This is a genomic window from Chryseobacterium takakiae (genome assembly GCF_900129385.1).
GTDB classification, from domain to species: Bacteria; Bacteroidota; Bacteroidia; order Flavobacteriales; family Weeksellaceae; genus Chryseobacterium; species Chryseobacterium takakiae.
Genome location: NZ_FQVO01000001.1, coordinates 566,446 through 586,608, shown reverse-complemented (window position 1 = coordinate 586,608; position 20,163 = coordinate 566,446). Strand labels below are relative to the sequence as shown.

Annotated in this window: 17 protein-coding genes; 11 read left to right on the top strand and 6 right to left on the bottom strand. The window is 38.5% G+C overall.

Translation table 11 applies throughout. From position 1 onward, the window contains the following. Positions 1-104 precede the first annotated feature (104 nt). The 6 genes from BUA76_RS02585 to BUA76_RS02560 all read left to right on the top strand — a co-directional run bounded on the left by BUA76_RS02585 (position 105) and on the right by BUA76_RS02560 (position 7,842). Positions 105-2,411, top strand: coding sequence for a hypothetical protein (locus BUA76_RS02585; RefSeq protein WP_072883249.1), 2,307 nt, complete (start codon positions 105-107; stop codon positions 2,409-2,411). Beyond that, positions 2,408-3,148, top strand: a complete 741-nt coding sequence (locus tag BUA76_RS02580; RefSeq protein ID WP_072883248.1) for an acyltransferase — start codon at positions 2,408-2,410, stop codon at positions 3,146-3,148. Before BUA76_RS02585 ends, BUA76_RS02580 begins: the two co-directional genes overlap by 4 nt. Next, positions 3,096-4,328: a glycosyltransferase family 4 protein gene (locus BUA76_RS02575; protein ID WP_072883247.1), complete on the top strand. Its 1,233-nt coding sequence runs from the start codon at positions 3,096-3,098 to the stop codon at positions 4,326-4,328. Before BUA76_RS02580 ends, BUA76_RS02575 begins: the two co-directional genes overlap by 53 nt. A 1-nt stretch (position 4,329) precedes the next feature. Next, positions 4,330-5,403, top strand: coding sequence for a glycosyltransferase family 4 protein (locus tag BUA76_RS02570; protein WP_072883378.1), 1,074 nt, complete (start codon positions 4,330-4,332; stop codon positions 5,401-5,403). Between the two features lie 132 nt (positions 5,404-5,535). Beyond that, positions 5,536-6,756: a DUF1972 domain-containing protein gene (locus tag BUA76_RS02565; protein WP_072883246.1), complete on the top strand. Its 1,221-nt coding sequence runs from the start codon at positions 5,536-5,538 to the stop codon at positions 6,754-6,756. A 12-nt stretch (positions 6,757-6,768) separates the two neighbouring features. Beyond that, positions 6,769-7,842, top strand: coding sequence for a glycosyltransferase family 4 protein (locus tag BUA76_RS02560; RefSeq protein ID WP_072883245.1), 1,074 nt, complete (start codon positions 6,769-6,771; stop codon positions 7,840-7,842). A 142-nt stretch (positions 7,843-7,984) separates the two neighbouring features. On the opposite strand, the gene BUA76_RS02555 is transcribed toward BUA76_RS02560, so the two are convergent. Then, positions 7,985-8,206 carry a hypothetical protein gene (locus BUA76_RS02555; protein WP_072883244.1) on the bottom strand — a complete coding sequence of 74 codons (222 nt, stop codon included), beginning with the start codon at positions 8,204-8,206 and terminating at the stop codon, positions 7,985-7,987. A 201-nt stretch (positions 8,207-8,407) separates the two neighbouring features. On the opposite strand from BUA76_RS02555, the gene BUA76_RS02550 reads away from it, so the two are divergent. Further along, positions 8,408-9,367 carry a transporter gene (locus tag BUA76_RS02550; protein ID WP_072883243.1) on the top strand — a complete coding sequence of 320 codons (960 nt, stop codon included), beginning with the start codon at positions 8,408-8,410 and terminating at the stop codon, positions 9,365-9,367. A gap of 29 nt (positions 9,368-9,396) precedes the next feature. Beyond that, positions 9,397-11,382: an alkyl/aryl-sulfatase gene (locus BUA76_RS02545; protein WP_072883242.1), complete on the top strand. Its 1,986-nt coding sequence runs from the start codon at positions 9,397-9,399 to the stop codon at positions 11,380-11,382. A gap of 112 nt (positions 11,383-11,494) precedes the next feature. On the opposite strand, the gene BUA76_RS19345 is transcribed toward BUA76_RS02545, so the two are convergent. Both BUA76_RS19345 and BUA76_RS19340 read right to left on the bottom strand, forming a co-directional pair. Further along, positions 11,495-12,028 (bottom strand): transporter, encoded by a 534-nt coding sequence (locus tag BUA76_RS19345; RefSeq protein WP_228408450.1) that lies wholly within the window; start codon positions 12,026-12,028, stop codon positions 11,495-11,497. A gap of 84 nt (positions 12,029-12,112) precedes the next feature. Continuing rightward, on the bottom strand, positions 12,113-12,337 hold the full coding sequence (locus BUA76_RS19340) for a hypothetical protein (RefSeq protein ID WP_072883240.1): 225 nt from the start codon (positions 12,335-12,337) through the stop codon (positions 12,113-12,115). A 168-nt stretch (positions 12,338-12,505) separates the two neighbouring features. Between BUA76_RS19340 and BUA76_RS02530 the strand changes: the two genes are divergently transcribed. Further along, the gene (locus BUA76_RS02530; protein WP_072883239.1) at positions 12,506-13,201 is read left to right on the top strand and encodes a DUF1826 domain-containing protein; all 696 of its coding nucleotides are present in this window, start codon (positions 12,506-12,508) and stop codon (positions 13,199-13,201) included. 82 nt (positions 13,202-13,283) lie between these two features. Here the strand turns inward: BUA76_RS02530 and BUA76_RS02525 are convergent, their stop codons facing one another. From BUA76_RS02525 to BUA76_RS02515, 3 genes are all read right to left on the bottom strand, one after another. After that, positions 13,284-13,778, bottom strand: coding sequence for a DUF1440 domain-containing protein (locus BUA76_RS02525; RefSeq protein WP_072883238.1), 495 nt, complete (start codon positions 13,776-13,778; stop codon positions 13,284-13,286). Between the two features lie 88 nt (positions 13,779-13,866). Continuing rightward, positions 13,867-14,547 carry a type 1 glutamine amidotransferase domain-containing protein gene (locus tag BUA76_RS02520; protein WP_072883237.1) on the bottom strand — a complete coding sequence of 227 codons (681 nt, stop codon included), beginning with the start codon at positions 14,545-14,547 and terminating at the stop codon, positions 13,867-13,869. A gap of 214 nt (positions 14,548-14,761) precedes the next feature. Then, positions 14,762-15,382: an RNA polymerase sigma factor gene (locus BUA76_RS02515; RefSeq protein WP_072883236.1), complete on the bottom strand. Its 621-nt coding sequence runs from the start codon at positions 15,380-15,382 to the stop codon at positions 14,762-14,764. A 233-nt stretch (positions 15,383-15,615) separates the two neighbouring features. Here BUA76_RS02515 and BUA76_RS02510 point away from each other — a divergent pair, with 233 nt between their 5' ends. Beyond that, complete coding sequence (locus tag BUA76_RS02510) at positions 15,616-16,560, top strand: FecR family protein (RefSeq protein ID WP_072883235.1); 945 nt, start codon at positions 15,616-15,618, stop codon at positions 16,558-16,560. A gap of 49 nt (positions 16,561-16,609) precedes the next feature. Next, complete coding sequence (locus tag BUA76_RS02505; RefSeq protein ID WP_072883234.1) at positions 16,610-19,912, top strand: TonB-dependent receptor; 3,303 nt, start codon at positions 16,610-16,612, stop codon at positions 19,910-19,912. Positions 19,913-20,163: the final 251 nt, after the last annotated feature.

The window sequence follows — 20,163 nt, the reverse complement described above, 5'->3', positions numbered from 1 at the left end:
GAATATGGAAAAACGGTATCGGTTTTTATTGATTTAAATAATTGAAAATCAGTATTTTATATTTTTGGCAGCGTATTTATATCGTTTAAATAAAAGCAAGAATTATGAAGACTTTATTTAATAACACAGGATATAAATTGTACACTACAGAACAGCCTGGAAGTTTAAAAATATCTTTTTCTTACATCAGAAATTCGGATGGTTCATTACGCTGGTTTTGGAATTCAAAATCAAAAAAGCCCTTGTTTTTAAAATTCTATAATGCTTCTTCTTTTAAGGCAAGACTGTATGCAATGGCGGTAAAACTTGTCTTTGAACTTGGATTGCAAAACCTCATCTTTGAAAAAGAGACTTTATATTATAAGGTGGAAGGAAAGCCGGTTTTTAATATCAAATCCGGGTGGGCAATATTCACCGGAACGCCCGGCCCGAATAATAAAGCACTTTTGTATACAGCAGGAAGTTTTTACAAAATCGCCTGCACGGAAACCGCAAAAGACCTGTTGATCAATGAACTTGCCAATGTACGCTTTGCCTCTTCCAGCCGTTTGTATTCCGTTCCGAAAACCATTTTGCACAACGGAAGCATTTTGCAGACCGAAGATGTTTCAATAAATGGTCAACGGCGTAATTCCTTTGGAAGAATTCACGCTAAAACAGTACAGGGAATAACAAACAAATATCAGCGCCGCTGCTCCATCGCAGACTGGGGATATTTTCAGATGCTGAAAAAAGATTTAAAGACTATACATGATGAAAGAATACCGCCGAATTTAATCAGAAAATTAAATGAAATACTTGGGAAAATTGATGAAACACAATCTGTTACTCTTTCTTTTTCTCACGGTGACTTCACGCCATGGAATTGTTTTGTCTACTACAATTCTTTATCGGTTTATGATTGGGAACTGGCTTCATGCGAAAAACCAAAAGGGTTTGATTTCTTTCATTTCATCATCCAAAACGGAATTTTAGTTGATAAAAAACCGTGGAAATCTATTCTGAACGAAATTAAACAAAAGAACCGGCTGGCCTTTCATTTTAATGAAGGGGAATTATACCATCACCTGAAATTTTACCTGTTAACCAACATATTAGCATACCTCAAAATATATTCTGAACAGAAAGAATGGCATCTTCAGATCCACTGGTTGCTCCAGACCTGGACAGATGCACTGAATTATTTCGCAAAAGATTCTTATACGGAAAGAGAGTTGCTGATTATGGATATTTTTGACAGCCTTCACAATATTCCTTATGCAGCATTAAAATTTCACAGTCAGGAACCCGAAAAACTAAGCCTCGATTCTGATATCGATATGCTGATGTCTTCCCGGGATGCGGAAAATTTAATTCGATTTCTCAAAAGAAACAGCCTTGCAGAAAGAGTTGCCGTCTCAAAAACATCATTTATGTACAGAATAAGGATTATTACGAATGATAAGCAGATTCTTAATCTTGATCTCATCATGAAAATCCAATGGAAAGGATTGGAATTTATGAACGTGGATAAAATGATCAAAAGAGCTTTGGTAAATGAATTCGGGGTTAAAACTTCCTGCGATACCGATACAGCGAAATACCTGCATTATTTCTATACCCTCAACGGAAGCGAGGTACCGGAACGGTACAAAGATTTTACAGAAAAAAATATTCCTGAACATAAACTGATAAAAATCTCAGAACATATCAATCAACTGAAAAGGCGTACGAAGCAAAGGTTATCATTTTTAAAAAACACATTTACATATATCAATGACACATTCTCAGAAAAAGGATTTGTCATGACCTTCAGCGGTGTTGACGGTGCCGGAAAATCAACAGTCATTTCTGAAATTTCAAATCTGATTGAAAAACGGTACCGCAGACCGGTGAAAATTTTAAGACACAGACCATCTTTATTACCGATTCTCAGTGTTTGGGTAAAAGGAAAGGAAAAAGCGCACCTCGATGTGGTCAATTCATTGCCGAGACAGGGAAGCAACAATAATAGCTTGTCTTCTTTCGCAAGATTCTGCTATTACTATACCGATTACATCATTGGGCAGTTTATCATCTATCTGAAATATGTGATGCGCGGTAAGATCGTTTTGTACGACAGGTATTATTTTGATTTCATGGCCGATGCACGAAGAAGCAATATCAACCTTCCTAAATCGGTTGCCGAAAGCGGGTATTTTTTCCTGATGAAACCGAAATTCAACTTCTTCCTGTATGCGTCGCCGGAGAAAATCCTCAGCAGAAAAGAAGAACTTTCTTATCAGTCGATATCTTATCTCAATACAGAGTATAATAAATTGTTTTCGAAATTAGGAAAGCACAATAACAATGCAAAATACATTGCCATTGAAAATAATAATCTGAATGACACTCTCGACATCATCATGAACAGCATAATCTCCACAAAATGAAAGTATTGATCGAGAAAATTGTAAAATTGAGAAACCCTGATTTCACGGTGGATCCCGGACTGAATTCCGGTGCGGTGATACAGATAATTTGGATTCAGGCTTGCAGCATGCTTCGCGGATTAAAAGTTATGCTCTTTCTAAAGAATCCGAAAGGGATGCTGCTGGGAAAAAGAGTAGGCTTTTTTAACCCATCCAAAATACAATGGGGACAGTTCTTAAGATTGGGAAATGACGTTTATGTTTCTGCGTTGGGAAGAAAAGGCGTGGAGTTTGGCAATAACGTTTCCATCGGGGCTTTCAGCCGGATTATTGTTTCCACTTCTCTGAATAATACGGGTGAAAAAATAAAAATAGGAAATAATGTCGGTATCGGAGAATTTGCCTATCTCGGTGGCGCGGGCGGACTGGAAATTGGTGATGAATGCATTGCAGGGCAATACTTAAGCTGTCATCCTGAAAATCACAATTATGAAAATCCTGATATTTCCATCCGGCATCAGGGAGTGAGCCGGAAAGGGATTAAAATAGGAAAAAACTGCTGGATCGGAAGCAAGGTTACCATTCTGGACGGTGTGGAAATAGGAGACGGTAGCATTCTCGCAGCAGGAAGCGTCATCACAAAATCATTCCCGAAAAACAGTATCATCGCAGGCGTTCCTGCAAAACTCATAAAAACAAGAAACAATGAAAACGAATCAGACTATATTGGCGAGCTGCTATGCCGTAAATCCGTATAAAGGTTCCGAAGATGCGATGGGCTGGAATTTTATCTGCCAGATTGCCAGATTCCGAAAAGTGATCGCCATTACTCGCGAAAACAACAGAACACACATCGAAAAATATATTTCAGAACATCCGAACGGCATTTACAGAAATATTACATTCCTCTATTTCGACCTTCCGTACTGGATGAGGTTCTGGAAAAAAGGAAGCAGGGGAGCATTGCTGTATTATTATCTCTGGCAGAAAGGCATTGTTTCTTTCATCAAAAAACAGAAGCTGGAATTTGATATTACCCACAATGTGAATTTCCATAACGACTGGACACCAAGTTTCCTCTGGAAGCTTCATAAGCCAATGGTTTGGGGACCGGTAGGGCATCATCCGCTGATTCCTGCTCAATACTTAAATATGTACTCCAGGACTCATTTTATAAAAGACAGGCTGACGTGGATTGTGAAAAATCTTTTCTGGAAATTTTCATCTTCATTAAAAAACACCATCAAACATTCCGGCCACATCTGGTGCATGAATACCAGTGTTCCTAAAAAGCTGAACCTTACCGGAAATTCCTATTCGCTGTATCCTTCAGTCGCAACGGAAGATTTTAACAAAAATGAAAAAATTAGTCCTAAATCCGGATTTACGGTAATAAGCGTGGGAAGATTTGTGCCTTTAAAAGGTTTTGATTTAACGATACGCTCATTTATAGAATTTATCAGTCAGCTTCCTGAAAAAGATAAAGCTGAATGCAAACTGATCCTTGTAGGAGCAGGAGAACAGAAAGTACTCTACGAAAGCCTGATTGAACGCAGCGGCATGAATGATTTTATCGAAATTAAAGAATGGATCGAAAGAAAAGAATTAATGAAACTATATGACAGCGCTTCGGTATTTCTTTTTCCTTCACACGAAGGTGCCGGAATGGTTGTACCGGAAGCGCTTTGTTTCGGTTTGCCGGTGATTTGCCTGCAAAACGAAGGTCCCGGAGAATTCATCAATAATTCCTGCGGAATTACCGTTCCGAAGCAGAATTACAAAAAAACACTGGAAGAACTGAGTCTTGCTTTGGTAAGGCTGTATTTGGATAAACCTCTCAGAAAAAAACTAAGCGCAGGGGCCAGGAAACAATATGTTGAGAAATTTTCCTGGGAAAAAAGGGGAGAACACCTCAATGAAATTTATAACCGTATGTAAGATGAACAGAATTGTAGCCATACATTTATTAAACGATTATAGCGGAAGCCCGAAGGTATTAATGCAGCTTTTAAAAACCTGGACAGGAAAAAATATCGAAGCTCACTTATTTACTTCCGGCGGGAGCAAAGGCTTTTTATCCGATTTGCCTAAAGTAACCCGCCATCTGATTTGGTACCGGTTTTCTCAGAACCCGCTGATAAGAATCTGTAACTTTTTTATCAGCCAGCTTTTTCTTATGATCAAGCTTCTGGTATTCCTGAGAAGGGATGATACTATCTACATTAATACCGTGCTTCCTTTTGGAGCCGCCGTTTCAGGTAAGTTGCGGGGCTGCAGAATAATTTATCATATTCATGAAACTTCCGTAAAACCTGAAATCTTTAAAAATTTTCTATTCGGAATTGCAAGATTAACGGCTTCAAAAGGGGTTTTTGTTTCAGATTATCTCATGAAAAAGGAGCCGCTGGTTAAAAATCAGGTACTTCTTTATAACGTTCTGGAACGCGAGTTTGCTGAAAAGGCAGATCGATCCTATACTATTCGGGGTAAGGAACCTATTGTTCTGATGATCTGTTCTTTAAAGTCTTACAAAGGGGTGGATGAATTTGTAAAACTTGCAGAAATAAACAGAACTTATATTTTTAAGCTGGTGCTGAATGCTTCACAGCAAGAGATTGATGCTTATTTTAAAGGAAAAATTTTACCGGATCATCTTAAATTGTATCCAACCCAAATTGATACCCATTCTTTTTACCGGGAAGCAAGCATTATTGTCAATCTTTCCCGACCGGATGAATGGGTAGAAACGTTCGGGTTAACAATTCTGGAAGGAATGCGCTACCGGCTTCCGGCAATCGTTCCGCCGGTGGGAGGAATTACGGAACTGGTAAACGAAAATAAAAACGGTTTTCTTATCAATTCCGCAGATGTCTATGAGCTGTCCGGAAAAATTCATTACCTGATGTGCAATGAAGATGTATACAAATCGTTCAGCGAATCCGCCTATCAAAAAAGCCTTGAGTTTTCAGAAGCTTATTTTGAAGAAACCTGTGTGCGGATGCTTTCCATTTAATGGTCGTTTTTCCGGATTCTGGAATTGTGGTATTGTATTGTTTCAAATTAAATGATTGAAATTCAGTTTTTTATAATTAAAATTAAATTTGGAATACCAATAGTATTGCTTTTATAAGAAAAATATAAACGTATGAAAACTAAAGTAGCCATTATCGGAACTGTGGGGCTTCCTGCAAGATACGGCGGATTCGAAACCCTTACGGCACATCTTGTAGAAGAGCTTTCCGATACCTATGATTTTACTGTGTACTGTTCATCAAAAAAATACAGCAGAGAAGAAAGAAAAGAAAGTTGGAAAGGCAGCAGGCTTAAATATATTCCGCTGGAAGCAAACGGAATTCAGAGCATATTCTACGACAGCTGGTCTATTCTCCATGCCTTGCGTTGCAGTGATGTCCTGCTTATTCTGGGAGTTGCGGGAGCATGGCTTCTGCCTTTTGTAAGATTGTTTACCAATAAAAAAATAATCATTTCTATTGACGGAATTGAATGGAAAAGAGATAAATGGCCTCTGGCTGCTAAACTGTACCTGTGGTGGGCAGAAAATCTGGCCGTAAAATATTCCCATATTGATATTTCGGATAATGAATCGATTCAGGATTATACATCTTTACGGTATGAAACCATCAGCAGGGTTATTGAATATGGTGCAGATCATACAAAATTAAATGTTTTCCCTTCGGAGCAGGACCTGATAACATATCCTTTTTTATCAAAATCTTACGCAGTAAAGGTATGCCGAATAGAACCCGAAAATAATGTTTCAACAATTTTAAAAGTTTTTAGTGAAAATCCGGAACATCACCTTGTGGTAGTAGGAAATTGGGAAAACAGTCCTTACGGAAAAGACCTGAAACGTACATTTTCTGTTTTTGAAAATATCAGTATTCTCGATCCCATTTATGATCAGCATACATTAGATATTATCCGGGGTAATGCTTCATTGTATATTCACGGGCATTCGGCAGGAGGAACCAATCCTTCTCTCGTGGAAGCGATGTTTTTGGGACTGCCGGTGATCAGCTACGGCGTTTCTTATAACAGGACCACCACAGGAGACCAGGCTTTCTATTTTTCTAACGAAGAAGAGCTGAAAATCCTGCTGAAAACCCTTACCAAGAATGATCTTAAAAATTGTTCTTTGAAAATGAAAAAAATTGCTAAAAACAAGTATGTCTGGAAAACCGTTGCCGAAAAGTACAGCCAGGTCATTCAGGAGAGTTTTTCAGTGACGAAAAAGAACGATGTTTATCCGGAAATTTCAAAGCTGGATCAGGAAGTGCTCGCAAAATATAATGTGAACCATTTGCAGAATATTCAGTTATTTAACAATGCTAAAAGCAGGATTTAAAAACAAACCATTATGAAAAATTATACAGAACTTACAGTGTACGGCCTGCTTGCTTTTACGTTGTCAATCTGCATTATTCCATTGATGACGGTAGTTGCCCAAAAGTTAAAATTAGTTGATATTCCCAACGCCAGAAAGGTGCATCAGGAAGCCATTCCGCTTATCGGCGGTTTAGCGATAGGTATTATCGTAGCTTTGCTTGGCGGATTGACCAGCATGAAAGATTTAAAAGAAATTTTACCGGTCATCATTACGTCTTATGTGATGCTGCTGGTGGGAACACTTGATGACAAAACAGATATTAAAGCCATTTACAAACTGGGAATCCAGATTTGTGTAAGCATTATTATCGCTTCTTCAGGAGTAAGAATCACTTCATTGTACGGGTTCTTCGGGATTTATGAAATTAATGTTTATGCCCAGTACATCATTACGGTTCTGGTGATTGCAGCGGCAGTAAATGCCTTCAACCTCATCGATGGAATAGACGGGCTGGCCGGAAGTGTGGCCGGAATTGGTTTCATCCTGCTTTTAGCAATTACCATTATCACGAAGAATTATGGTCTGATGAAACTGGTTATGTTATTCATAGGAGGTATTGCTGCCTTTCTCAGATACAATTTTTCAGGAAAGAAAAAGGTTTTCCTGGGAAATTCCGGATCGTTGTTCTTAGGTTATTTTTTGGTATCGATAGGAATTTATATCACGAAATTTGATCATGCTGTGTCCGGCTTCCCTTATGGACTGTTTTTCCTGTTTTTCGTGTTTACCATTCCGATGATTGATTCCGTGAGAGTATATGCAGACCGTGTATTGCGGGGCAAATCACCATTCAAGGCCGATAAGTCCCACATTCATCATTATCTTTTGCAGCTGGGAATATCGCATAAAAAAATTACCGGGCTTTTTGTGGTGATGAATATTTTCATATTTGCCCTGCAGTACATCTTTCTGGAAAACTTTTCCATTTACACCTGCCTGATTTCACTGATCGCTTTTGTTATCATTTTTAAATGTATCAAAATCCTCAATTTCTTTCTTGTCTGGAAAACCAAAGTGAGGGAACTAGAAAATAAAACACAATGATGAATGCCCGGGGGTTCCCTATCTGTCAGAATAAAATCTAAGGCAGATCCCCGGGTTTTATAAAATGTAATATAAAATAGTTGTTTTTCATGTTTATTAGTTTTGAAAATGCTCCGGAGTTTCTTCGGAGCATTTGTGCATTCTAAAAATTAACCCTGATGTCTGCCGGCTTTTTCATTTTTATGGTAACCGTGTCAAAATTATCTTCGATTTCGTAATCTGCGTCATCATAAATCTCATCATCTTTTCTTTCCTGTACCCTTATTTCCCCGAATCCAATTTCATCTTTCGAAATATCAATTACGAAATCGTGCGTATCCTCATCTTTTGTGAAGTGCTCTTTTTTAAAATCAATAAACTGCATAATATTTTGTATTTGGTTTGTTTGTACAGAATGAGCAAATTGTATGCAATTGGTTCTTTTAAAATGCTTATAATAGTATCAAAAATAAATACAGCTTTATTAAATCTATAATAAATCTATATTAATAATGATTTATTTTAAATAATTTTTTAATTTTTAAAACTTTCATTACCTTTATGTATACCACACAAATAAAATATTATGAAAGTTAAAACTTTAACGTTTTCAGTTTTTGCTTTGTTTTTTACCAACCAGGCATTTGCTCAGCAGGCTACCGAGGCAAAAATTTATCAGAATTATCCGTTAGGGATGAATATGCTCCAGTTTTCTTACGGAAGGCAGTCTACCAATTCAACCATTGACGGAGATATCACCTTACCGAATAAAGATGTGGATATTGATGCTACCATTATGTATCTGCGGTACGCCACCTTCTTCAATTTTTTTAACAAAACAGCCGGTATACAGGTTGTATTGCCGTATGTAGATATCAATGCCAATTTTTTCGGAACCAAAGCTAACAACTCAGGATTGGGAGATATGATCTTTGTAATCGGCTCCAATATTATCGGCGGAAAACCAATGGCATTTGGAGAATATCTGCAAACCCCAAAAGAAACCGTTTTCGCCTGGTCTCTTGCAACAACTGCTCCTACAGGAAGTTTTTCAAGTGAAAAGCTGCTGAATCCCTCCGGAAACCGATGGCAGTTCAAGCCTGAGTTGGCGGTCAGTATTCCCGTAAGTAAATTTGATATAGAAGTGTACGCAGCGGCCAAGTTTTTTACGACTAATAATAAACTTCCGTCCACGGTTTTGGGACAGCCCGCATCTTCTGTTTCGCAGAAACCTTTTTATAGCCTTACGTTTCATAGCGTTTATAATATCAATGATAAAATATGGGTTTCCTTTGATGCGGCGGGAAGAACGGGAGGTGAGACCAAAAAGAATGGCATTGCACAAAATGATTCTCAGACAGTTCTGGGTTTAGGTGGCTCCATGAATTACTCACCAAGTGTTCATCATAAAATCGGGGTAAGCTTTATTACCAATGCAGCGGGAGACGAAAATTCGCCAAACGGTTCTATTTATGCCCTTAAATACTCTTATGTATTTGGAGGAGGAATCGACAAAACCCTTCAGGAACTAAAGGACAAAAAGTAAACAACACCTCAACAAAATATTTTTAAATTATGAAAACAGTTTCCACTCTTTTGCTCGGTACATCTGTACTGATCAGCAATATTTCGCTATATAAAGCTCAGAACAGGGCAGCTGCAGATGGCAAACCTGCAAGCAGCTACACTCAGAAAAGCAATAATGCTTTAAAAGATTATTTGCCTTTCAGTGACAATACCGATTTCGAAAATGCAAAAAAAGGATTAATAGCCTCTCTTCCCACGGGAGAAATTAAAGATGCCAACGGAAACGTTTCCTACAGTACCAAAATCTTTGATTTCCTGAATGCAGAAGCACCATCAACCACAAACCCAAGCTTATGGAGGCAAAGCGGGCTGAATGCCATCAACGGTCTTTTTAAAGTAGCAGAAAATATCTACCAGATCAGGGGATTTGATCTTGCCAACATGACCCTTATAAAAGGAAAAACGGGATGGATTGTTATTGATCCGCTCACCGTGGAAGAAACCGCTTTGGCTGGAATGGATCTGGTGAAAAAACATGTGGGTGATTTCCCTGTAAAAGCTGTCCTGCTTACACACAGCCACATTGATCATTTCGGGGGAATGAGGGCCTTTATTAATGAAAAAGATATTAAAAGCGGAGCGATCAAAGTGTATGCTCCCGACGGTTTTTTTGAACATTCCATCAGTGAAAATGTAATGGGCGGAAATGCCATGAGCAGGAGAGCGGCCTATATGTACGGAAATCTTTTGCCTAAAAATGGAATGGGAAGTCTGGGATCGGGGTTAGGAACCACCACTGCCAAAGGAAGCACAGGAATTCTGGAACCAACGGATATTATTTCAAAACAAGACGGTGAAACCAGAGTAATTGACGGCGTTACCATAGAATTTATTTACACCCCGGAATCGGAGGCCCCGGCGGAGATGATGTTTTATTTTCCTGAATTTAAAGCTTTTTGCCAGGCTGAAAACATTTCACATACGCTTCATAACCTCTACACATTAAGAGGTGCGCAGGTGAGAAACGGTTTAAAATGGAGCAGCTATATTGATAAAAGTATTCAGAAATTCGGGGACAAAGTAGAGGTTTCTTTTGGCTCTCACCACTGGCCGGTGTGGGGAAACAGCAATATCGTTACCTTCTGGGAAAACCAGCGGGATATGTACAGGTTTATTCATGATCAGACCTTAAGGCTTGCCAATCAGGGGTATAATCCTACCGAAATTGCTGAAATGCTAAAGCTTCCCGAAGCGATTGATAAGAAGTTTTATAACCGCGGGTATTACGGTTCGGTAAGTCATGATGTAAAAGCACAGTATCAGTTGTATTTCGGTTGGTTTGATGGCAATCCTTCCAATTTAAATCCGCTGCCTCCGGCTGAAGCAGGGGCTAAATATGTAGAATTTATGGGCGGAGAAGATAACGTTCTGCAGCAGGCAAAAAAATCCTATGACAAAGGAGAATACCGATGGGTTGCCGAGGTTTTAAAGCATGTTGTTTTTTCCGGCAGCAAAAATCAGAAAGCCAAAGAACTGCTGGCAGATGCGTATGAACAGTTAGGTTACATGGCGGAATCAGGGCCATGGCGCAATTTCTACATCACAGGAGCATCAGAGCTCAGAAACGGTAAAAAAATGGCCGCACGCGGAGGAACAGCCAGCAAGGATATGATCAACGGAATGTCTTCCGAATTGTTCTTTGATTATCTGGCGATGCGCTACAAAGGAACCGAATATTATACAGACCAATTTAACTTTAATATTTCACTGACCGATAAAAATGAAAAAGTAGGACTTATCGTAAGAAACGGAATGGTAACACCAAGAATCGGCAGCTTCCTTACTAACGATGTCACTGCAACCGTTGCCATAAGCAGGAATGATCTGGCGATACTGACTGCCGGAAATAACGCCAAAGTCAATGAATACATTAAAAACGGGAAAATAAAAGTTGAAGGAAATGCAGAAGCTTTTATCAAATTTATTGAGCATATTGATAATTTTGATGCTTGGTTTAATATTGTTGAACCTTAATGATGAGATTAGAATAAGAAGTATTGCATAGCATAAGTAAAATATAGCTTAAAACAAGCAGTAAATAAGCCTCAATCCGAACGGATTGAGGCTTATCCTTTACATCAGCAATCTAGTGCATATAGGAGAAACCAACAAAATAATGTTTTTCCGAATGGTGCTGTAATCCATAATTAAGCCCCGCATCAATTTTAAAATTTTTCATAACCTCCATTTGAAGGGCTGCATTAATATAGTTTGAAAACTCGTGTGCTTTAAAATCGTACGTGTAATAGGTTTCTGCGATTCCGTCAAGATTTTTAGTCAGCGGGTGACTTATGGTAAGTGTCTGTAAAATTTCGGTATGCATTTCGGGAAGATCCTGATCTTTCAGCCGGTCTACTTCCACCTGAAAACCTAAATTCCAGTCTCCTGCAAATTTATAAAGCATGGGGACAATCAGTCCGTATTCAAACCGGCTCTCATCATCATACTGTGACGATGGAATTTTAGCATAGGGCAGTAATGCCATCACAAAAGTTCCTTTATTATTCCCTGTAATATTCTGTTTTATCCGTAAAGTAATATCGCCAAAACCATGTGTTTTAGAAATATCTCCGGAACTTTTTTCAGTTTCCTTTTGTAAACCATAGCTCTGAAAACCGATCTGTACAGCGGTTGATCCGGTAATTCCAATCTTTATATTCCCCTGGTTGATCAGTAAGGTTTTTGTTTTCGTTAAATCAGATTCTTATCTTGTGAATCGTACGGCATCTGTTTCATATTGAATATGCCCAGCATCCACAGTGTAAGGTGATTCTGTGACGTCCGGACGGTCGGTTTCCATCTCCCGCATTTGCGATTTCGGAACAGGATTAAATAATGTATATTTTTTTGTGTGTTCCTGTGCACTACAGGTGAAAGAAATTAAAAAAGCCGATAAAACCAATATGGAAAAGCTGTAATGGTGAGTCATTGTTTTTTTATGACTATTGCAAATTGTATACTAATTTGCATCGTAAAACCCATTTGTGGTATTTAAAATGTATTTGAATGGGTATTAAAAATTGAATAGCAGAATATCTCTTGGTAAAGTAGATCTAAAGTACCTACTTTTGCATACGTTTGAAAGGTGAATTTATTTATGGATACATTTTCGGAAAATCATGATATAGGTCTGGCTTCTTCATTTTCAGAACTGGTGGAAACTAACTTTCATGGGAATATGAATGCTGTTTGCTGGAAAAGAAATCTTGAAGGCGATTTTCAGGAAATTGTTTCCAAACTTACACTGAAAGAAAATATTACGGAAGTTTTTATCGATGATCTCTTGGAGCTGGATCTCTCTGAAAAAGGAAATGCAGCAAGACAAGCTATCATAAATGACATCAGGTTGCTGTCAGATTATGGAGCAGCGCCGTCCCTTAATTTATTAAAAAGTTATGAACGGGATGATGAATTTGATTTTATATCCACCGATGTTTATTCCTATCATGCAGACCGCTCTCCAATAGAAACCTCTACCTTTTTATGCACCTATTATGGTGCCGCCAGTGAAATTGTCGCGAATGATCAGTGCACGCAGAAAATTCTCATTCCTGAAATCCGGGAAAAGCTTAAAAAACTGCATGACGGCTCCGATGAAGAATTTGAAAACTTTTTAAAAGATAACTTTTTTGACCTTCATTATGCCGCAAAGGAAAATGCAAAACCGGTTAATTTAGGGAATGGAAATCTGTGGAGACTTGCAGTAGATCATCCTGGACAAAGCGTTTTACCCTGCATTCACAGAGCTCCGCAGGAAAATCCGGGAGAGTACAGGCTTCTGTTAATTTGTTAGAAAAGTAAATTGTTTTAAACTTTAAATTCAGAGTACGGTTACTATTCGCAAGCTTACCTAAAATAATAATGCAGTACTTTTCTCATCTGCTCCATTGACACGCCAAAAACAACATGCGAACCGAATTCCCAAACCCACCAGGATTTCGGCATATCCGAAACTTTTCCTGAAGCTTCAAAGCCGGAACGGTAGAACCGTGGGTCAGAGCCCATACTGTAATTCCTGCTGCAATGCCTTCGCCTGCCGTGAAATTTTTATTTTTCTCAGTCATAAATATATAGCTTACTCCAATCAATGTTCCTAATGTGTAATGGATGATTTTCATGGATTTTAATGTGCCGGAATATGACAATTCTGTGTGTGCTATTTTTCGGTACATCTCTTTAGCGAAAACCGCCGGCGGCATATTTTCCGGCTGACGGGTTACGTCTGCGCCACGTAATTTTAGTTCATCGTCTTCAGGAGGAAGTAGTGTTTCTCCTATTTTTTGAAGGGGCGGTTCAGCAAGAGATTTTATGAAGGATGCTATCAATCCTATGGCAACTCCTTTTATGAGATTTTTTGTGATCGTATTCATTGGTGTAATTTTAAACTATTGATTAGAACTTCGGGGGCGGCCGTTGAAAACGGCCGCCCCCGAAGTTCTTGTATTCATAAAAATCAAACTATTTCTTCAGAACAGCCATTAATTTTTCAGCAACACTTTCTGAAGAAGCCGGATTTTGTCCGGTGATTAATAATCCGTCCTGTACCACATGTACGCCCCAGTCATCTGTTCTTGTGTAATTTCCACCCGATTTTTTAAGCTCATCTTCAACCAGGAAAGGAACAATATCCGTCAGCTGAACAGCTTCCTCTTCACTGTTTGAGAAACCGGTAACGTTTTTATTTTTAACAAAAGGATCACCGTTTTCGAGGACAATATCTTTGAAAACGCCCGGAGCATGGCAAACTGCTGCTACAGGTTTTTCGTTATTATAAAAATCAAGGATCAATTGCTGAGAATCTTTATCATAAGCAAGATCCCAAAGCGGACCGTGGCCTCCCGGATAAAAAACGGCATCAAAATCAGCCGCTTTCTGATCAATCAGTTTTTCTGTATTGGCAATGATATTTTGCACTTCTTCATCCTGATAATAACGTTTTGTAGCGGGGGTCTGTGCATCAGGATCCTCACTTTTAGGGTCAATAGGAGCCTGTCCGCCTTTTGGGGTTGCAACAGTGATGTCGAATCCTGCATCTTTCAGCAGATAATAAGGAGCAGCAAATTCTTCTACCCAGAATCCCGTTTTTTTACCTGTATTTCCCAATTCCTCATGGGAAGTAACTACAAATAGTACTTTCATATTATTTTATGTTTGAATGTTGTAAAGAAATTTTTAAGTGTACTGTTTCAATAACAGCAGATTTTATCAAAAGATAACTGCTGTTTATGTTTAAAGACACTTTGCTTTATAGCGCATAAAAGCATACAACTTTACTGCCAATCAACAACGGATTGAAATAAAATGTGGTATGCATTAAATAGGTTAGTAAGGAAAATGTTTCGTAATTTTTCTATTAGCTTTTCATCAGAAGTTCGATCATGATCATGATGGAAATAAATTTCTTGGAAGACTGGTATTTGGGATTCAGCTGTTCCCGTATTTCACCCAAAGCATTGCTCAGCTTGTTGCTGACTGTTTTATTGCTTAAGCCTAAAGCTTCGGCAGTTTCATCCACCGACATATTCTTGCGGATTCTCATATCATACACTTTCTGCTCTGTTGCAGGCAGCATAGAAACCACCTCATCAATCATGGCAAAAAGATCGGTAATTTCATTTTCGTCAAGAATTTCAAAATACTCTGCATCTGTGAGATCTACAGAGTTTTCAGATTCGTCAATGCTTATCGTAGCTCTATCTTTTTTATTGCTGTTGAAAAAATCAATTACCCTGTAATGAAGATGTTTCAGGAAATATCCCTTTGCACTTTCGTTTCCGTCGGTCTGTATGTTTTCTGTGTCTTCCAGAACTTTTATCCATAGATTTTGAAGCAATTCTTCTGCCAGTTCCTTGTCTTTGGTTCGTGCAAAAACAAAGCGGTACAAATCATCCCAATACCTTTCATAGAGTATCATAAAAGCCGGCCGGTCGCCTGTTTTTATTTTTTTCAATAATATGTGATCCGTCTGATTCATTGATGCAAAATTACCTAAACGAAAATTAACTTTTTGTGAACTTTGGGGAATGTAATATTAATTATTTCTGAAAATGAAGCATGAATAATGAGTGAATTTTTATAAATGATTAAAAAACACCGGAAATTGTTAACAAGTTGATCCTAATATGAATACAGTGTTAAATCCGTGCTGGGGAAGTTTTTCATTTTCGCTGTTTTATAGATGTAACGGCAAACGTTGATCATGCATTTATGAAAAACCTACAGTATAAAGAAATTCAGGCATTTGTTTTCAGGCTTTGGGAAAGGGAAGTTACTGAAGAAAAAATTTCAGAGAAAGAAAAAGAACTTTTAGAGCAATGGAAAACCAGTGTGGAAAAAGATCTGGGTGAACATTATATCGGAGAATCAAGAGAAAGAGTTCTGTTCTCTTTAGAACCTTATTTTGTATCAACACATATTTCACATCATTCAACTCCGTTTAAAAAATATTTTTTCCGCATAGCGGCTGCCATCATACTGCTTTTTACGATAGGTGGTTTGTTGATCTATCATTCGTTCTTTAAAGCGGACAAATATTATGCAGAATCTGCCAATAGAAAAGTAATGCTGGCAGACGGTTCAGTTGTCGTATTGCTTCCCGGTTCTCAGCTTACGGTAGAAAAGTCTTTTCCGCAGGATACCAGGGTTGTTGATCTGAAAGGAGATGCTGTTTTCATGGTGGCAAAATCAAAAAAACATCCGTTCATTGTACATGCTGAAGGTTTTAGCACAAAAGTATTGGGAACTGTTTTTAAAATTACACAAACCGGAGACAGCAAAACAGTAGATCTTTACGAAGGAAAAGTTGCCGTTTCTTACGCGGGTACTCCGGTTGCTTATCTGAAACCTCATCAGAAATGGACCAACTTCGGGATTCCTCGTACTGCGGCGGTTATTTCGTACAAAACAGAAAAAACATCATACAAAAAACTGCCTTCTTTACTTTCATTGAGCTTTAACGACGTCATGCTGAAGGAAGTAGCAGAAGTTCTTCAGAAAAACTACAGTATCAGTATCATCTATCCTAAAGAATTTGCAGAAAAGAAAATAACCGCGGATTTTACAGGCGGAAGTACAGACGAAAATATTGAAGCGCTTGCTTTTATACTTGGACTGGAAGTGCAAAAAGAAAAGCAGACCTACATTCTTAAATAACATCAATTAAACTAATAATCAGATCAATATAATAAAGTAAACACTAACAATGAAAAGTTTGAAATGTAGTTTTACCATTGCAGCACTGTTTTTTTCGGTAGCGGCGGAGGCGCAGGAATTGTCACAGAAAGTGTCGTTTACTGCACCTGCCGGTAGACATCTTATCGAAGTGCTGGAAGAATTTGCAGGTAAAACAGGAATGAGACTGGCTTATTCAAAGACAGATATTAAAGATATAAAAATAAAAAAAATACAATGTGAAAATATCCCCATTCATCGCTGTCTGGATGATATGATCAACGGTCTTCCTATAGTTTACCGACTTCGGGGAGATCTGATTTCGGTTAAATACAAAGGATCGGAATTATCCGTAACGGGAAACGGAAGGATTTCCGGAAAAATTGTGGATGAAGTCGGGAATCCGGTTGCAGGTGCAGAAATCAGTATTGCAGGCAGAAAAACCGTAACCGATAACAACGGAGATTTTGTGATAGAACTTCCTTCGGGAACCTATACGTTAATGGTAAAGTCTCCCAGATACAATTCTTTACGTATAGAAAAACTTCAGATAAAGGATAATACAACCAATACCGTTTCTTTTGCTATGCAGCCGGTTTCGGATAAAGTTTCAGATATAAAAGAAGTGGTGATCACCGCAACCAAAAAAGCAGATACACAAGCCGGATTATTAACCCAGCAAAAAAAAGCTGCTCAGATGAGTGATGGAATCTCGGCAGAACAGATTTCAAAAACACCGGATAATGATTTGGGTGCTACCCTGAAAAGAGTAACCGGGGTAACTACAATTGATAACAAATATGTAGTGGTGCGATCCATGGGCGAACGATGGAATACTGCTGCAATGGATGGAATTAACCTACCCAGTACGGAAGCATACAACCAGAATTTTTCCTTCGACATTATCCCGAATTCTATGGTGGAAAGTGTTGTGATCAGTAAAACTGCAACACCCGACATGAATGCAAGTTTTGCAGGAGGATTTGTAGAAGTGAGAACCAAAGATATTCCGAATGAAAATTTTACTACCGTAACATTGGGAACTTCCTACAATGATATTGCCACTTTCAAAGAATTTGTAACCAGAAAAAGAGGGAAATACGATTATTTCGGCTATGATGACGGAACACGGGATTTTCCGCTTGACCTTGAATATACCGATTGGAACAATCCTCTGTTCTTTGAGCAGTCAAAACGCTTTGCCAACGATAATTTCACCAACTATAAAACAACGGCAGATTTGAATTCCAATATGCAGATGGCACTGGGAAGAAGCTTTAAATTAAAAAATGATAACAAATGGGGACTTGCCGGGGCGCTTACGATAAGGAACGAACAGAATAAACTGGACATCGACCATACCGGAAGAGGTGGCTGGCTGGATAACGCAGGACTTGTCAACAACTGGCAGGAACTGGGAGTGGCACCCGTAAAATTTTTTAATTTTAAAAATAAAGGAGCATCTTACAGTTACAATTCCACCATTGGAGCGATGCTGAACTTCGGATTGCAGCTGGGAAAGAACAGGCTGTCTTTCCGTAATTCGTATACCCACATTTATGACCAGACCCTTACCAGAATTACCGGATGGAACGAGTACACCGGCGGTACCGGACAGCCCGCAATGGCAGAAGGTTCATACAATTATTTTTATAATGGAATTATTCCGGATAATGATCCTTCACAGTTAAATTCTTTGGACAGACCTTATACAGATAATACAGACTATCCTGTTTACCAGACTTTATTACAGAATAAGCTGGAAGGAAATCATAAGATAAAAGATTTGGAAATCAACTGGTTTGCGGCAAGAACAGGCGTCATTTCGGATACGAAGGATTATACACAGTACCAGACTTTTTATGATTTTGTGGGGAGTGAAATTTTAACCTATCATCAGATTTATAATTCAGGGAATAATTTTTCAAGAGGATATATCGGCAATAAAGAAACCGATTACAATTTCGGAGCTTCGGCAAAATGGAAAATGGATGCCGGAAGCTTTAAAACCGATATCAAAATAGGATATGCCGGAGCCCTGAAAAGCAATACCAATGAGCAGCAGAAATTTTTCCTGAAAGTGGATGAAAACCGAGACGTTCCCAACAGTGAAAAAAATTACCTGAAAATGTACGGATTGCTTTCAGACTGGTTTGATGGCTCACACTACACACAGGGAGGCATCGGGTGGCAGACCAAACCGCTTTATAAAAATGATACATATGAAGGAGAGGTAGATCAGCATGCACCCTACATCATGTTTGACAATCGCTGGAAAAACAAATTGAGACTGGTCTGGGGAATTCGAGCCGAATATTTTAAATATACGCTCATCTCTCAGCAGCTTGATCCGGATGATCCCAGAAACGTAACCAAAGGATCTATTGATGAAAAGCCCTGGCAATGGATGCCTTCCGCCAACTTTACGTACAGCCCTACCAACAAAATCAATGTGAGGCTTGCCTATAACAGATCGGTAATCCGGCCGCAGTTTAATGAAAGAACCGGGCTGCCTTATTTTGATCCTGTAGCTAATGGTCTGATTTATAATACAGAAATGACCTCTTCAGTCATCAATAATTATGATTTTAAATTTGAATGGTTTCCTAATCTTGGCGAAATTATTTCAGCAGGTTTGTATTACAAAAATATCGATCGGCCAATAGAAAGGGAAGGTTTTATTTCCAATGAAGGAAATCTTTTTTTATACAATGGAAATTCGAAAAATGCAAAGCTGAAAGGATTTGAAGTAGAAGTAAGGAAAAGTTTGGGTTTTATACAAGAAAGCTTTTTTCTGCAGCACCTTTTTATCAGCGGAAACTTTACCTATAACACTACGAAGGTAATTGCTTTTAAAGACCGTTACAAAACTGAAGATACCGATGAGACCTATGAAGTGGAAAGACCATTGTACGGACAGACACCCTACGCTTACAATCTCGGACTTTTATATGACGGAGAGCGTCTGGGAGTAAACTTCCTGTATAATGCCAAAGGTGACCAGTACATCACTGTAGGATACGCTTATATCGGCGAAGAGATCCAGAGGCCTTATGCGGTAGCCGATGCACAAATTTCTTATAAATTATTAAGGAATAAAAATTTAGAAGTAAAATTTAATGTCAGGAACCTGTTTAACAGGGTGAAAGAATTTTACAACAATTTCAATTCGTACTCAGTATTCAAAGGATCCGGGACGGATTATCAGACACAGAGAGAAGCGCTTGAGCTGCTGCCCGGAGCCACCGATAAATATGATAAAGATGTAGACAGAATATTGTTCAGAGCTTATAACGGAAGAACTTTCGGACTAAGCGTGAATTATACTTTCTAAATAAATGAATATTCAGTAAAGAGCTCATTGCAATGTACAGGTTGATCCTGGTTATTTGAATCAAAAATAATACTGATGATGCGCGCCACAGTATTGATTCACAACAAAGCTGATACCTTCCCGAATATCAGCGGTGAATAATAGGGAACTCTTCATTACAGCTCCTCATGTAATGTTGGGTAAAAATAACCAAATCGCAGAAATACAGAGGCGGGTATTTCTAAATATTTAAAAACATCAGGTCTGGAAAA

Bases quoted from the DNA above. Each gene is read 5' to 3' on its own strand.
- BUA76_RS02585 (WP_072883249.1), top strand. From the start codon at position 105: ATGAAGACTTTATTTAATAACACAGGATATAAATTGTACACTACAGAA.
- BUA76_RS02580 (WP_072883248.1), top strand. From the start codon at position 2,408: ATGAAAGTATTGATCGAGAAAATTGTAAAATTGAGAAACCCTGATTTC.
- BUA76_RS02575 (WP_072883247.1), top strand. From the start codon at position 3,096: ATGAAAACGAATCAGACTATATTGGCGAGCTGCTATGCCGTAAATCCG.
- BUA76_RS02570 (WP_072883378.1), top strand. From the start codon at position 4,330: ATGAACAGAATTGTAGCCATACATTTATTAAACGATTATAGCGGAAGC.
- BUA76_RS02565 (WP_072883246.1), top strand. From the start codon at position 5,536: ATGAAAACTAAAGTAGCCATTATCGGAACTGTGGGGCTTCCTGCAAGA.
- BUA76_RS02560 (WP_072883245.1), top strand. From the start codon at position 6,769: ATGAAAAATTATACAGAACTTACAGTGTACGGCCTGCTTGCTTTTACG.
- BUA76_RS02555 (WP_072883244.1), bottom strand. From the start codon at position 8,206: ATGCAGTTTATTGATTTTAAAAAAGAGCACTTCACAAAAGATGAGGAT.
- BUA76_RS02550 (WP_072883243.1), top strand. From the start codon at position 8,408: ATGAAAGTTAAAACTTTAACGTTTTCAGTTTTTGCTTTGTTTTTTACC.
- BUA76_RS02545 (WP_072883242.1), top strand. From the start codon at position 9,397: ATGAAAACAGTTTCCACTCTTTTGCTCGGTACATCTGTACTGATCAGC.
- BUA76_RS19340 (WP_072883240.1), bottom strand. From the start codon at position 12,337: ATGACTCACCATTACAGCTTTTCCATATTGGTTTTATCGGCTTTTTTA.
- BUA76_RS02530 (WP_072883239.1), top strand. From the start codon at position 12,506: ATGGATACATTTTCGGAAAATCATGATATAGGTCTGGCTTCTTCATTT.
- BUA76_RS02525 (WP_072883238.1), bottom strand. From the start codon at position 13,778: ATGAATACGATCACAAAAAATCTCATAAAAGGAGTTGCCATAGGATTG.
- BUA76_RS02520 (WP_072883237.1), bottom strand. From the start codon at position 14,547: ATGAAAGTACTATTTGTAGTTACTTCCCATGAGGAATTGGGAAATACA.
- BUA76_RS02515 (WP_072883236.1), bottom strand. From the start codon at position 15,382: ATGAATCAGACGGATCACATATTATTGAAAAAAATAAAAACAGGCGAC.
- BUA76_RS02510 (WP_072883235.1), top strand. From the start codon at position 15,616: ATGAAAAACCTACAGTATAAAGAAATTCAGGCATTTGTTTTCAGGCTT.
- BUA76_RS02505 (WP_072883234.1), top strand. From the start codon at position 16,610: ATGAAAAGTTTGAAATGTAGTTTTACCATTGCAGCACTGTTTTTTTCG.